The sequence below is a fragment of the Paenibacillus sp. MMO-58 genome, assembly GCF_037146255.1.
GTDB lineage: Bacteria > Bacillota > Bacilli > Paenibacillales > Paenibacillaceae > Pristimantibacillus.
In genome coordinates this window covers 239435-253778 of the sequence record NZ_JBBCVY010000006.1, presented here as the reverse complement: position 1 = coordinate 253778, position 14344 = coordinate 239435, and the positions used below count along the sequence as shown (strand labels likewise).

The following is a 14344-nucleotide window of genomic DNA, read 5'->3' as shown; positions in this document are numbered from 1 at the left end:
CGTCCTTCATTAAGATTTGACTTCAAGCTTCTTCAGGAAATATTGCGTTACATCGCCGCTTACCTTTTCGGTATAGTCGAATTGTACCTTTGTGTCCGGCGGAATGCTGTTGATCTTATCGGTCAAATCGTCCGTGAATTGCAGCACCATCGGTCCATCCGGCAGGTCAATCTCAACCGAGGTTGTATCGGCTTGTCCAACAAAGACGCCTTCGTTTGTCTTAACGGTGCTGTCATCCGGCGCTGTGCTTGCATTCGTCTCCGGCGAAGCCGTTCCCGGATCCATCACACCGCTGTTTTGCCCTTCGGACTGGCTATTTCCTGTATTGTTATCAGTTGTATTATTGCTGGTGTTTTCCGGGGCGGCATTGGCCGGTTGTTCAACCGACGAGCCTTGTTCATTGCCGTTCGAATTAGCTTTGTCCGAACCGCATGCCGTTGCGGTCATCATCACCGCGAGCAATACGGCGCTTGCCGCGATTAAGCTGCTCTTCTTTTTCGTTTTCATAGTTGTCATAGAAGCACCTCCTGAAAGCATTAGCTGAAGAATGATTATACAAACAGCCAGCTATAAGCTGTTCATATGCTATATAACGAAATAATCCGTTTAAGGTTCCAATAGATTTGTACACACTATTCATACGGATTAAACAATAGGCTGCCCCTGTTATTGAAGCAGCCCGTTGCTCTTTGTTTATTTATTGAGCAAATGCCGGTAGGGATCGTAGTCGATTCCCTTGCGTTCCAGGAAAGAAACAAGGCTTCGATAGTCACGCTTAGGCGTTGCGCGTATGTATCCTTCAATGCAGTGATCCCGCGTTACTTCTGAAGCTCCGTTGTCAATGGCGACCTGACCGATTTTCGCGGCAATGGAATGCTTGGCGATATCCCGGAATGCGGACGGAACGGGAGAGACAAGCTCGTCCAAAAAGCCTTTTGATTCGTCGGTCCACATGCTGCGGCTCCGTTCGACCCAATAGTTTTGCCAGTCCAGCTTAGACTTGCCGTCACGCTGAGGCAGCACCTTCAAAAACTTGCGGAACATGAAGAAACCGCCGATGGCCATAGCGCCGACCATTACGACCGCCCAGAAAATGATGAAAAACATAAACCAATCGGGAGCTGATTTCATACTGTACCTTCACCTCAGGAAGAATTATACCGTATTCCTAGATTTATTTCGACATTCCTTGTAAAATAAGGGTTGATCAACCGAAAGGGGCGTTTAAAAGATGTTGAAAATCGGTTCCCATGTATCATTTTCGGACAAGGGGCTGCTTACCGCAGCTAAAGAAGCTGTATCCTACGGTTCCAGCTCGTTTATGATTTATACCGGCGCACCGCAGAATACACGGAGAAAGCCAATCGAAACTTTATATATTGAAGAAGGCAAACAAATGATGGAACAGGCAGGCATCAACGAGATTGTCGTGCATGCGCCTTACATCATTAACCTGGGCTCCTACAAGGACGACACCTTTGAGCTTGCCGTCCGCTTCCTTCAGGAGGAAATCCGCCGCACCGATTATATCGGAGTGCGCAATATCGTATTGCATCCGGGCGCCTATACGGACAAGGATGCCGAGTACGGCATCGCTCGCATTGCCGAAGGCTTGAACGAAGTATTGGAAGGCACGAAAGATACGAACGTTAACATCGCTCTCGAGACGATGGCCGGCAAAGGTACGGAGATCGGCCGAAGCTTCGATGAGCTTGCTCAAATTATCGATAAAGTGCAGAATAACGAACGTTTGACGGTATGCATGGATACCTGCCACATGCACGATGCGGGTTACGATCTTATCAATGATCTGGACGGCGTGCTGCAAAAATTCGACCAGACCGTTGGACTTGACCGCGTTGCGGTTGTCCATGTCAATGACAGCAAAAACCCGGTAGGCGCGGGCAAAGACCGCCATGCTCCCGTAGGTGCCGGCTGGCTTGGGCATGAGGCGATTCAAAGAATCGTTCATCACGAAGCGCTGGCGGGCCGTCCGTTTATTTTGGAAACGCCATGGATCGGCAAGGATGACAAGAAGCAGTTTCCGATGTACGAAGCGGAAATCGCGCTGCTCCGCGGCGATGCGATGGAGCGCTTTGGAGAGTCGTTCTTCGACCATGTGGAACGTCTGCATCACTTCTATGGCAAGCAGGAAATCGACCCTCGTCGGTTCGTATTGTCGACCTGGGACGTTCTGAAGAACGATGCCAAGGCGAAAAAAGCGGATCCGCGCGAGCCAATGGAGCGCTTGTTCGATCTTCTGGCCGGAAGCGACGCGCTTCCGGGCGATTTGACCGAAGAACAAATCAACAAACGGATTACGGCGTGGTTCGCCGGCAAGCAATTGCTTAAAACGGTATAACAATGCTTTAAGATAACCATTGCAAAAGGAAGGAAGTTTTAACGTTTATGTCTTCATCTACTACTGAGTCGCGCAGCGGACGCGCGCGCATGCTGATCTCATGCCCGGACAGACCGGGTATCGTGGCGGCTGTTTCGCATTTCTTGTACGAGCATGGTGCGAACATTGTACAATCGGACCAATACACGATGGATCCGGAAGGCGGCATGTTCTTTATCCGCTTTGAATTTGATTTGAACGATATGGACAAGGAGCTTCCGATTCTTGTTGAAGATTTCGCCCGCGTGGCGGACCGCTTCGATATGAAATGGCATACGTTCCGCGCGAGCCGCAAGAAACGTCTTGCGATCTTTGTTTCCAAGGAAGACCATTGCCTGATGGAGCTTCTATGGCAGTGGAAAGCGGGCGACCTGGACGCGGATATTGCGATGGTTGTGAGCAACCACCCGGATATGAAGGACATGGTCGAGTCGTTCGGCATTCCTTACCACCATATTCCGGTTACCGCGGATACCAAAGCAGAAGCGGAGCGCAAGCAGATGGAGATCGTTGCGGACAAGGCCGATCTGATTGTTCTTGCCCGTTACATGCAGATCATCTCGCCGAAATTCATCGAGCAGTTCCCGAACCGCATTATCAATATCCACCATTCCTTCCTTCCGGCCTTTGTTGGCGGCAAGCCTTATGCGCAAGCTTATAATCGCGGTGTTAAAATCATCGGCGCAACGGCACATTATGTAACGGAGGAGCTCGACGGCGGTCCGATTATCGAACAAGACGTTCAGCGCGTCAGCCACCGCGACAATGTAGAGGAATTGAAACGAATCGGACGTACAATCGAACGCGTCGTTCTCGCGCGTGCCGTGAAGTGGCATACCGAAGATCGAATTATTGTACATCAGAACAAAACGGTCGTTTTCAATTAATCCAATAAATGCTCTAGCCTTTCTCCATTTTAAGGATGGCAAACGGGTTTTCGGAATGGTACAATATTCAAAGCCTTTGCGCTACAACTCGCGCTATATCCAGATATATAGAGAGAGACAGAGCAATTTCAAACAGGAATTAGGAGGAAGTAAGAAATGACAGTTACACAAAAATCGATTGAACAGCTGTCGATCGACACGATTCGTACGCTGGCAATCGACTCCATCGAGAAAGCAAAATCCGGACATCCAGGTATGCCAATGGGCGCAGCTCCAATGGGCTACCAACTGTTCGCGAAAAACATGACGCATAATCCGTCGAACCCGACTTGGATTAACCGCGACCGTTTCGTTCTGTCCGCAGGACACGGTTCGATGCTGCTGTATAGCTTGCTTCACCTGAGCGGTTACGATCTTCCTCTGGAAGAGCTGCAAAACTTCCGTCAATGGGGCTCCCTGACTCCAGGTCACCCGGAATTCGGCCACACGGCTGGCGTTGACGCAACAACCGGTCCGCTTGGACAAGGCGTTGCTATGGCTGTAGGTATGGCGATGGCAGAAGCTCATCTGGCAGCTACTTACAACAAAGAAGGCTTTGATGTAGTTAACCACTTCACATACTCCATTTGCGGCGACGGCGACTTGATGGAAGGTATTTCCCATGAAGCGGCTTCCTTCGCAGGTCATTTGAAACTTGGCAAATTGGTTGTTCTGTATGATTCGAACGATATCTCCCTTGACGGCGCGCTTGACCTGTCGTACTCCGAAAGCGTTCAAAAACGTTTCGAAGGCTACGGCTGGCAAGTTCTTCGCGTTGAAGACGGCAACGACCTGAACGCTTTGACTAAAGCAATCGCTGAAGCGCAAGCGGAAACAGGCAAACCGACTCTGATCGAAGTTAAAACCGTTATCGGCTACGGCAGCCCTAACAAAGGCGGCAAAGGCGGACATGCCGGTCCTCACGGTTCCCCGCTGGGTGCTGACGAGACTAAGCTGACTAAACAATTCTACGGCTGGAACGAAGACGATCAGTTCCATGTACCTGACGAAGTTCGCGCACACTTTGCTGAAGTGAAGCAGAACGGCGAGAAAGCAAACGCTGCTTGGAACGAGCAGTTCGAAGCCTACAAAAAAGCATATCCAGAGCTTGCAGCTCAATTCGAGCTGGCGATTTCCGGTCAATTGCCTGAAGGCTGGGATAAAGACCTGCCTCAATACACAACGGAAGACAAGCCGTTGTCGACTCGCGTAGCTTCGGGTAACGCTCTGAACGGTCTTGTTCACAACGTACCTGCTCTGGCTGGCGGTTCCGCTGACCTTGAGAGCTCGACAATGACTCACCTGAAAGGTTTGGCACAATTCAAACCAGGCAGCTACGACGGCCGCAACATCTACTACGGTGTTCGCGAGTTCGGTATGGCTGCAGCAATGAACGGCATGAGCCTGCATGGCGGCATGAAAGTATTCGGCGGTACGTTCTTCGTATTTACCGACTACCTGCGTCCGGCTATCCGTCTGGCTGCCCTGATGAAACAACCTGTAACTTACGTTCTGACGCATGACTCGATCGCCGTTGGCGAAGACGGTCCTACGCATGAACCAATCGAGCAGCTGGCTTCGATCCGCATCATTCCTGACCTGACGGTTATCCGTCCAGCTGACGCGAACGAAACTTCCGCGGCTTGGGCTTATGCGGTTGAGAACCAAAACAGCCCGGTAGCGCTTGTTCTGACTCGCCAAAACCTGCCTGTACTGGAAGGTACGGTTGAAGGCGTTCGCGAGAATCTGAAGCGTGGCGCATATGTGGTATCCGATGCAGCAAACGGAGCTCCGCAAGCGCAAATCATCGCTACTGGCTCCGAGGTTCAACTGGCTGTTGCGGCTCAAAAAGCGCTTGCTGAAGAGGGCATCCAAGTTCGCGTAATCAGCATGCCAAGCTGGGATCTGTTCGATAAACAAGATCAAGCTTACAAAGATTCCGTTATCCTGCCAGAAGTTAAAGCTCGCGTAGCTGTCGAAATGGCTCATCCGTTCGGTTGGGATCGTTTCGTTGGCGACAAAGGCGTGGTTATCGGTATCGACCGCTTTGGCGCATCCGCACCTGGCGACCGCGTGATCAAAGAATACGGCTTCACGGTTGAGAACGTAGTAAGCAAAGTGAAATCGGTTCTGTAATTTAATAAGCTATTTGGCGTAGAGGAGCTAAACCATACAATGTCGCAATTTGAAAACGTAACGGTTGTCAAAGAAGCTAATGTTTACTTTGACGGTAAAGTAACAAGCCGCGCTGTTCTGTTCGCGGACGGCACGAAAAAAACGCTTGGCATTATGCTTCCTGGCGACTACGAGTTCGGCACGGACTGCATTGAGATTATGGAAATTTTGGCTGGCGACCTGAAGGTGCTGCTCCCTGGCGAAACAGAGTGGGTACACATTCAAGGCAAAGGTGAGTTCACCGTTCCGGCCAACACGAAGTTCAAGCTTCAAGTAGCGGCTGTATCCGACTACTGCTGCTCTTACATCTACGAATAGCATCTAATGAAAAAGGGGCCGTCCCATGCGTCATAAATATGACGATGGGACGGCCCCTTTGTATTTAGGTTAAACAGCAAAGTACGCATTCGAATGTTCTTCCGATCGTCATTGCTCAGGGATTCCTTTGAATCAACGAGGTATGGTTGGAATCCCTTCACAAAAACGAACGCGGCGCTTCTACAGAATCATTTAAATGCTCCGTATGCCATTAACCTGTTCATTTCAAAGGCAAGAAGAGATTAAAAAAGTGGCCATGCAAGGAACTGCATGGCCACTTTTAATTTACAATTTAGTTTTATCGCCGATTTTACGGCCGATCCATTGCTCATAGGCTTGCGTTACGCTGCTCATGTCGAGTTCGCCGAGACCCATGGAGTCGCCGATCTGGAACAGGCTTTTTGCCGCTTCCAGCATCGGCGTAGGCACCTTCAGACCATCCGACAGCACGGAGGAGAGGCGGAGATCCTTCAGCATAAGCGCGAGGGAGAATTGGACATCATAATCGCTGGCAAGTACTTTCTCGCCCTTCAGCTCGGCTGTACGGCTTGCTGCGCCGCCTGATTGGACGAGCTCCAGGAACGCGCTGCCGTTGATGCCGCCGCTGGCCGCGATCGCCATGCCTTCAGCCAGGGCCGCCATATTAATGCCAACGATGGTGTTATGCGCAAGCTTTGCGGTCGCGCCGCTGCCGTTAGCGCCCATGTAGATCACCTTGCGGCCCATAGCGGTTAGAACCGTCTCGACCTCTTTCAGGGTCTTCTCGGGGCCGCCAACCATAAAGGTCAATGTACCGCCTTCGGCCGCCGGCTTGCTGCCTGTAACCGGGGCATCAAGGAACGATGCGCCTTTCGACTCTGCCGTTTCCGTCAGCTCTAGTGCGAGGGATGGAGAGATCGTGCTGCTGTCAATTAGGATGGTACCCGGACGGACTGCGTCAAAAATCCCGTTTTCTCCATAGTATACTTCGCGAATCGCCGCGTCGTTGCTGATCATCGTGATTACAATTTCGGCTTCGCGTACGGCGTCGGCCGGAGTTGCGGCTTCGTTTGCCCCGCACGCGATAAGCTCGCCGGCTTTGCCGGCTGTCCGGTTGTATACCTTAACCTCGAAACCGCTGCGAAGCAGGTTCGCAGCCATGCCATATCCCATCACGCCAAGACCGATAAATCCGATTTTTTTCATGTACAGTTCCCTCCAGTGTATCTTTAAATTCTAAGTATTAATAACTTTTATCTCTTAATCATAGCTTAGATTCGAGCGGAATGAAACTTGCCCAGCTATCGAAGGACGGCGACTCCGTTTCACCTTGTTAGGTTGAATAATGCATCAAGCCATAAAAGCTTTTACTAATCATTATAGATAATCTTCATACCTTTTTCATGGTTTGTCGCTTGTTTTTCAAATCTAAATCCGATATTCTAAAGGCTAAGTATGACAGGTAATTGAAAAACAGTATCAGGGAGGCCTTTCTTTCATGAGTAAAACGGTAAAATTCGATTACACTAAAGCCCTTGGCTTTATCGGACAACATGAAATTGACAATTTGTCGGAACAAGTTCGTATCGCCCACGAACAATTACATAATGGTACTGGCGCAGGCTCCGACTACCTCGGTTGGATTGATCTGCCTAACAATTATGACAAAGAAGAATTCGCCCGCATCAAGCAATCCGCGGAGAAAATCAAATCCGATTCCGAAGTGCTGGTTGTAATCGGTATCGGCGGTTCTTACCTCGGAGCGCGCGCAGCGATCGAGATGCTCTCGAATTCCTTCTACAACCTGCAAACAAAAGAACAACGCAAAACTCCGCAAGTTCTGTTTGCGGGCAACAACATCAGCTCGACTTACGTGACGCATCTGCTTCAATTGCTGGATGGCCGCGACTGGTCGATCAACGTTATCTCCAAATCCGGCACAACTACTGAGCCGGCTATCGCGTTCCGTATCTTCCGCGAAGCTCTCGAGAGCAAATACGGCAAAGAAGCAGCACGCAAGCGTATCTACGCAACAACGGACCAGGCAAAAGGCGCCCTGAAGAAGCTGGCGAGCGAAGAAGGCTACGAGTCGTTTGTTATCCCTGACGATGTCGGAGGCCGTTATTCCGTCTTGACAGCGGTAGGCCTTCTGCCAATCGCCGTTGCAGGAGTCGACATCGACGCCATGATGCAAGGCGCTGCAGACGCATCGAAGGAATACAGCAACCCGAACCTCGCGGAGAACGAGGCTTATCAATACGCTGCAGCACGCAACGCGTTGTACCGCAAAGGCAAAGTAACGGAAATCCTCGTGAACTACGAGCCTAATCTGCACTTTGTATCCGAGTGGTGGAAGCAGCTCTTCGGCGAGAGCGAAGGCAAAGATTACAAAGGGATCTACCCGGCATCCGTTGACTTCTCGACTGACCTGCACTCGATGGGTCAATTTATCCAAGAGGGCAACCGCAACATCTTCGAAACGGTTATCCAAGTAAACGAGGTTGCCGAGCACATCACCATCGGCAACGATCCTGCGGACCTTGACGGACTGAACTTCCTGACAGGCAAAACAATGGACTTCGTTAACAAAAAAGCATTCCAAGGAACGCTTCTGGCTCATACCGACGGACAAGTACCTAACTTTATCGTCAACATCGCCGACATGACGCCGTATACGTTTGGTTACATGGTTTACTTCTTCGAGAAAGCCTGCGGCATCAGCGGCTACCTGTCGGGCGTGAATCCATTCGACCAACCTGGCGTTGAAGCATACAAACGCAACATGTTCGCGCTGCTTGGCAAACCAGGCTACGAGAAAGAAAAGGCTGAGCTCGAAGCTCGTCTGTAATGCTGGAGCATTATTCTACGGTTAGAGGTCCGGGCAGCGAAGAGGTCGTTATCAAGAAGTCCCGTTTTATCGGCTACGCAAAGCCGGTGGAGACGGAAGAGGAAGCCGTTTCGTTCATTGATGAGATCAAACGGCTTCATCGGGCTGCTACCCATAACTGCTCGGCTTATGTAGTCGGGGAACGCGATCAACATCAGAAAGCCTCCGATGACGGTGAACCTAGCGGAACGGCCGGCAAGCCAATCCTTGAGGTCATCAAGCATAAGGGCTTAAAAAACGTTGCGGTTGTGGTTACCCGTTATTTCGGCGGGATCATGCTTGGTGCCGGCGGACTGGTCCGTGCTTATACGGACGGAGCGGTAGCCGGAATTGAAGCAGCCGGCGAAATCGTGAAGGTGCTGCATCGGGAAGTATTTGTTGACGTGGACTATACGTGGTACGGCAAAGTGGAGAATGAGCTCCACGGCCGGGGAACTCGTCTTGGCGGAACCGAATTTACGGACCGCGTGACGGTGAAATGCCTTCCCGTCGTGTCGGAGGCCGACGCCTTTGTGGCGTGGATAACCGATTTGACGCAAGGACAAGCCGTCATTACGGAAGGCGAAGAGCTTTATTATATCGAAGGCGAATAAGAAAAGCCGCCTGTTGTCATTGTTTCAAGACAGCAGGCGGCTTTTTGTTATTTATAAGTATTATTACTTCAGTAATAATGGACAGCCTAATTACGCATAAAATGTAAATATGGGATTGACTAGACCGGTTGTTCTCTGCTAAATTTAGAATACCAAGTGATCTAATAGGAATTGTGTATTTACTATTGATTAAGGATTAGCAAACACCTACGGTTCGAACCGATGGTTTGGAGGTCATAAGCAGCATGAATGTCATGTTTCGCAGCAAGTGGTGGAGCTTCGGATTTCGAAGCGCGATTATGCTCTACTTTATTGTATTAATTGTACTCCCCATTATCGGAATTTATACGCAGTCGGTATCCAGAGGGTTTGTTCCTTTCTGGGAGAGTATATCGGATCCCCTGGCATGGAAGGCTGTACTGCTGACCATTAAGCTGGCGCTTATTGCAACAGTCATTAACGTGTTGCTGGGCTCTATGATCGGATGGGTGCTTATCCGGTACCGTTTTCCGGGAAGAAGGATTTTGAACAGCTTGGTTGACCTGCCGTTTGCTCTTCCGACAGCCGTAACCGGGCTTATGATTTTGCTTTTGCTTGGCCCAGGCAGCTTTGTCGGCGAACTGGCTTCGAAGATGGGCTTTACGATTGTATTCCATCAGCCGGCGATTGTGATCGCAATGGTCTTTGTAACGTTTCCGTTCGTGATCCGGGCGGTTCAGCCGCTGCTTGAGGAGATCGACAAATCGGAAGAAGAAGCCGCCTACACGATGGGCGCAAGCAAATTCCGTACTTTTTTTAGCGTAATCTATCCTTCTATGCTGCCGGGTGTAATCAGCGGTGCGATGCTGGCTTTCTCAAGAGCACTGGCGGAGTTCGGGGCCGTTGTATTGGTAGCGGGCAATATCCCGGGCAAGACGCTGATTGCCGCCGTTTATATTTTTGGAGAAATTGAGAGTGACAATCCGCAAGGGGCTGCAGCGGTTTCGGTATTGCTGCTGACGCTTTCGTTTATCATTTTATGGACGGTCAACCTGATTCAATCGAGGAGGCCGGGAAAATGACAATTAGACGGACGTGGATTGGTCTTACTTATATCGTGTTTACCTTATTGCTGATTATTCCGCTTATCGAGATCTTTACGGGCTCATGGGCAGACGGCTGGAGCGGCTTTGTTGAAGGGTTAACCCGCAAGCAATCGCTTCATGCTCTGCAGATGACGGCCATTATCGTTGTTGTGGTAACGGCTATTAACACCGTATTTGGCGTTATGCTGGCGCTTTATCTGGTTCGTGCCCATTGGATCGGACCACGCATGAAGCGGCTGCTTAACAGCATTGTGGATCTGCCGTTTGCCGTGTCGCCGGTTATCGGCGGTTTGATGATTGTTCTCTTGTTAGGTCCTAATACCGTAATTGGCTCTTTTTTCGAGGATACGGGATTTAAAGTCGTTTATGCCCTGCCGGGGATGATTCTTGCCTCCCTCTTCGTGACATTCCCGCTGATGGTACGCGAGGTGCTGCCGGTGCTGCAGGAGATTGGCGCACAGCAGGAGGAGGCCGCCTCTACTCTAGGCGCATACTCGTGGTATACGTTCTGGAAGGTGACCTGGCCGTCTATCCGCTGGGGAGTTATCTACGGCGTTGTACTGACGGTAGCAAGAACGCTAGGCGAGTTTGGCGCGGTGCTTGTCGTATCGGGCAATATTATGAACAAGACGCAGACGGCTACTACGCTCGTGTATCAGGATGTCGAGAATTTTAATGTTGTTGAAGCAAACGGCGTAGCCCTTGTGCTGGCCGTATTCTCCGTAGGCCTTCTCCTCTTAATGGAATGGGCGAAAAAACGAAAGGAAGTGCATTAAGCCATGCATATTGAAGTTCGTAACTTGAGCAAGAGCTTTGGCGATTTCCACGCCGTGCAGGATGTCAGCTTCGAGATTGAAAAAGGTCATCTGATCGGGCTTCTTGGTCCAAGCGGCGGCGGCAAAACGTCGATTCTTCGTATGCTGGCCGGCCTCGAGACGCCTACTTCCGGGGATATTCTGTTCCATGGCAAGCGCGTTAACGATCTGCCTCCGCAGGAGCGCGGAATCGGCTTCGTATTCCAGAACTATGCTTTGTTCAAGCATATGACCGTATATGACAACATTGCTTTTGGGCTGAAGGTGAAAAAGCAGTCCAAAGAACAAATCCGCGAGCGCGTATCTACGCTGGTTGAACTGACGGGTCTTAAGGGCTTCGAGCACCGTTACGTGCATCAGCTGTCCGGCGGTCAACGCCAGCGTGTTGCTTTCGCCCGCGCCCTTGCTCCCGAGCCGCAGCTGCTGCTGCTTGACGAGCCGTTCGCCGCGATTGACGCCAAGATTCGTACCGAGCTGCGGACTTGGCTGAAAGAGATGATCGAGCGCGTAGGCATCACTTCCATCTTCGTTACCCATGACCAGGAGGAAGCGATTGAAGTAGCGGATGAGATTATGATCATCGGCAAAGGCAAACTGGAACAGAAAGGCACGCCGTGGGAAATCTACAAAAATCCGGAAACGCCGTTTGTCGCAAGCTTTATTGGCGAGTCGACGATCGTGGAGGACGTTAAAGTATTAAAAGGCTTTGATGCCGCATTGTCCTATCCGGGAACAAAAGCTCTTATCCGTCCTGAATATATCGAGATTGGCAAGCCGGGCGAGATTCGCCTGCAGTCCGCGACCGTAAACGCAACGGTGAAGGCCTTGCATTTCCGCGGCAGCGAGTGGATGGTCGAACTGCTTGTAGACAACGTAAAGCTTATTACGTACCGTTCGCTGGAGAAGGAAGTGCTGCAGCCTGGCGAGCAGGTTAGCGTGCTTGTCCACCGCGCGTACCTCTTTAACGATAACGACAGCTGGATTATGGAAAACAGTCTGAAGGTTGACCCAATGCCGATTCATATCTAAGTACTCATCTTAGTAGAAAGAGTTGTATACGAACATGAATATAAATCGAAGAGCAAGCCGGCGGATTGCCGTACTGCTCCTGGCCGTACTGCTGATTATTACAGCAGGCTGCGGCAAGGAGGAGACGAAGCAGCCCGCCGTGTCTACCGCACAAGACGGTGATGTAACGCTTGTCATCGGTGCCTACTCCGTAGTGAAGGATGCGTTCAGCGAGATTCTGCCGCAGTTCCAGGCCTATTGGAAAGAGCAGACTGGTCAGAAGGTTGTATTCCAGGAATCGTACGAGGCTTCGGGGACGCAGGCACGCGCCATAGCCGGAGGCTTCGAGGCGGATGTCGCGATTCTGGCGATGGAAGGCGATCTGGATAAAATCTCGGACGCGGGCTTCATTACGCATGATTGGAAGTCGCAGCCGAATAAAGGCTTGATTACGAAATCGATTGTTGTCCTCGGGACCAGAGAAGGCAATCCCAAAGGCATTAAGGACTGGGATGATCTCACCCGTAAAGGCGTAAAGGTTCTTTATCCAAATCCAAAAACGTCCGGCGGCGCGCAGTGGGATATCAACGCGATCTACGGGGCAGGGCTCAAGAAGTCGGAGGAAGAGACGGGGACAAAGGATCCGGCTTTTGCCAAGAAATATTTGGAGTCGATTCATAAGAACGTGGAGTCTCTCGATAAGAGCGGGCGTGCTTCCATGGCGGCATTCGAATACGGCGTTGGCGATGTTATCGTCACTTACGAGAATGAACTGCTTGGCCGCATTATGAATGGCGTTAAGTATGATATAGTTGTTCCGAAGAATACGATCCTGATCGAGAACCCGGCGGCCGTTGTGGATAAAAACGTCGATAAACACGGTTCGCGCAAAGTAGCCGAAGCGTTTATCTCGTATCTGCAAAGCGAAGAGGCGCAGCGTACGTTCGTCAAATACGGCTTCCGTTCGGTGAACGAGAAGATAGCCGGAGAGTCGAAGGATAAATATGTCGTACCGGAAGGGCTGTTCGATATTTCCTATCTGGGCGGCTGGAAGGAAGTCCGTCAGAATCTTTATTCGAAGAAAGGCATCTGGTATCAGGTGCTTGCGGGAATCTAAAACGCAACAAAAAACTCCATGGTGGAAGCGCCGCTTCCCCGTGGAGTTTTTTGTTGCGCTATTTTATTTGGCAGCGGGCTGAAGCACGAATTTCTCAATGACATGACGAACGCCTTCTTCGTTATTCGTCAGCGTAATATAATCCGCGATTTCCTTCAGCTTAGGCGTGGCGTTACCCATAGCTACGCCTAGACCGGCGGCTTCAATCATTTCGTGGTCATTCCATGCATCGCCAATCGCGATAGTCTGCTCAACCCCGCAGCCTAGATGCTTGGCCATAAAGCGAAGCGCATGGCCTTTTGTGCCTTCCTTGTGCATAAACTCGAGGTAATGAGGCTTGGATTTCGTAATATGGACCCGGTCGCCGATTATCGGCTTTAACTCTTCGGCCAGCTGGTCAAGGTAGGCAGGATCGTCGATGATAAGCATTTTATTGTTAGGCTTGTCGAGCAAAGCTTCGAAATCCTCGGCTACGACATACGGGATATTCGTCAGCGTGGAATATTTGACCGCTTTCTCGTTCGCTTCCTTTACGTATAAAATATCGTCCGCATAGAGCTGCAAATGCAGGCCACGCTGCTCGGTGATCGCGTACAACTCCTTCGCCGCATCCTGTGGCACGCAGCGCTCGTATAGCACTTCCCCATCCAGGAGCGTCTTCACTAGCGAACCCTGATAAGTAATGATCGGAACGTTCAACTGGATCTGATCCGCGATTTTTTTGGCAGAAGCGTACATCCGTCCCGTGGCCAGAGTAACGGTTACGCCTAAAGCAATGGCGTCCTCCATCGCTTTTTTCGTACCTTCGGTAACGATTAAATCGTCATTAAGAAGCGTATCATCGACATCGATTGCAATTAATTTGTACATGTCTCTCTCTCCTATCTCTATTCGTCCAACAAAAGCTAGGTTGATTGTAGCGAAAAAAATAGCCGTCTTCAACCCTATATCGTGACGGGTTATCCGGTCAATTTGCTCAGCGGGCCCCAAATAAGCTACATTAGAATACAGAACATCAGTCATAGTCAGGAGTGACCATT

The 14344-nt window shown here is 50.6% G+C and carries 14 protein-coding genes; 10 read left to right on the top strand and 4 right to left on the bottom strand.

What is annotated here, in order from left to right:
- Positions 1 to 9: 9 nt before the first annotated feature.
- Both WFJ73_RS19525 and WFJ73_RS19520 read right to left on the bottom strand, forming a co-directional pair.
- Positions 10 to 516: a hypothetical protein gene (locus WFJ73_RS19525; protein WP_336774637.1), complete on the bottom strand. Its 507-nt coding sequence runs from the start codon at positions 514 to 516 to the stop codon at positions 10 to 12.
- 177 nt (positions 517 to 693) lie between these two features.
- The gene (locus WFJ73_RS19520; RefSeq protein WP_015842874.1) at positions 694 to 1131 is read right to left on the bottom strand and encodes a DUF2621 domain-containing protein; all 438 of its coding nucleotides are present in this window, start codon (positions 1129 to 1131) and stop codon (positions 694 to 696) included.
- Between the two features lie 100 nt (positions 1132 to 1231).
- Between WFJ73_RS19520 and WFJ73_RS19515 the strand changes: the two genes are divergently transcribed.
- From WFJ73_RS19515 to ppnP, 4 genes are all read left to right on the top strand, one after another.
- Complete coding sequence (locus tag WFJ73_RS19515) at positions 1232 to 2362, top strand: deoxyribonuclease IV (RefSeq protein WP_336774636.1); 1131 nt, start codon at positions 1232 to 1234, stop codon at positions 2360 to 2362.
- A 47-nt stretch (positions 2363 to 2409) separates the two neighbouring features.
- Positions 2410 to 3288, top strand: a complete 879-nt coding sequence (gene purU, locus WFJ73_RS19510) for a formyltetrahydrofolate deformylase (protein WP_127490857.1) — start codon at positions 2410 to 2412, stop codon at positions 3286 to 3288.
- Between the two features lie 156 nt (positions 3289 to 3444).
- Positions 3445 to 5463: a transketolase gene (gene tkt / locus WFJ73_RS19505; RefSeq protein WP_336774635.1), complete on the top strand. Its 2019-nt coding sequence runs from the start codon at positions 3445 to 3447 to the stop codon at positions 5461 to 5463.
- A gap of 39 nt (positions 5464 to 5502) precedes the next feature.
- Positions 5503 to 5820, top strand: coding sequence for a pyrimidine/purine nucleoside phosphorylase (ppnP, locus tag WFJ73_RS19500; protein WP_015842878.1), 318 nt, complete (start codon positions 5503 to 5505; stop codon positions 5818 to 5820).
- A gap of 285 nt (positions 5821 to 6105) precedes the next feature.
- Here ppnP and WFJ73_RS19495 read toward each other — a convergent pair whose 3' ends face one another.
- Positions 6106 to 7026, bottom strand: coding sequence for an NAD(P)-dependent oxidoreductase (locus tag WFJ73_RS19495; protein ID WP_442955970.1), 921 nt, complete (start codon positions 7024 to 7026; stop codon positions 6106 to 6108).
- Positions 7027 to 7297: 271 nt separating this feature from the next.
- Here WFJ73_RS19495 and WFJ73_RS19490 point away from each other — a divergent pair, with 271 nt between their 5' ends.
- The 6 genes from WFJ73_RS19490 (at position 7298) to WFJ73_RS19465 (ending at position 13304) form a co-directional block, all read left to right on the top strand.
- Positions 7298 to 8647, top strand: coding sequence for a glucose-6-phosphate isomerase (locus WFJ73_RS19490; protein WP_127490854.1), 1350 nt, complete (start codon positions 7298 to 7300; stop codon positions 8645 to 8647).
- On the top strand, positions 8647 to 9279 hold the full coding sequence (locus WFJ73_RS19485) for a YigZ family protein (protein ID WP_336774633.1): 633 nt from the start codon (positions 8647 to 8649) through the stop codon (positions 9277 to 9279). Before WFJ73_RS19490 ends, WFJ73_RS19485 begins: the two co-directional genes overlap by 1 nt.
- Before the next feature lie 245 nt (positions 9280 to 9524).
- Positions 9525 to 10340: a sulfate ABC transporter permease subunit CysT gene (cysT, locus tag WFJ73_RS19480; RefSeq protein WP_015842882.1), complete on the top strand. Its 816-nt coding sequence runs from the start codon at positions 9525 to 9527 to the stop codon at positions 10338 to 10340.
- A 2-nt stretch (positions 10341 to 10342) separates the two neighbouring features.
- The gene (locus tag WFJ73_RS19475; RefSeq protein ID WP_127491085.1) at positions 10343 to 11140 is read left to right on the top strand and encodes a sulfate ABC transporter permease subunit; all 798 of its coding nucleotides are present in this window, start codon (positions 10343 to 10345) and stop codon (positions 11138 to 11140) included.
- A 3-nt stretch (positions 11141 to 11143) separates the two neighbouring features.
- On the top strand, positions 11144 to 12208 hold the full coding sequence (locus tag WFJ73_RS19470; protein ID WP_336774632.1) for a sulfate/molybdate ABC transporter ATP-binding protein: 1065 nt from the start codon (positions 11144 to 11146) through the stop codon (positions 12206 to 12208).
- Between the two features lie 34 nt (positions 12209 to 12242).
- A complete protein-coding gene (locus WFJ73_RS19465; RefSeq protein WP_336774631.1) occupies positions 12243 to 13304 on the top strand; it encodes a sulfate ABC transporter substrate-binding protein in 1062 nt (353 codons plus the stop codon).
- Between the two features lie 63 nt (positions 13305 to 13367).
- On the opposite strand, the gene WFJ73_RS19460 is transcribed toward WFJ73_RS19465, so the two are convergent.
- The gene (locus WFJ73_RS19460; RefSeq protein ID WP_336774630.1) at positions 13368 to 14174 is read right to left on the bottom strand and encodes a Cof-type HAD-IIB family hydrolase; all 807 of its coding nucleotides are present in this window, start codon (positions 14172 to 14174) and stop codon (positions 13368 to 13370) included.
- Positions 14175 to 14344: the final 170 nt, after the last annotated feature.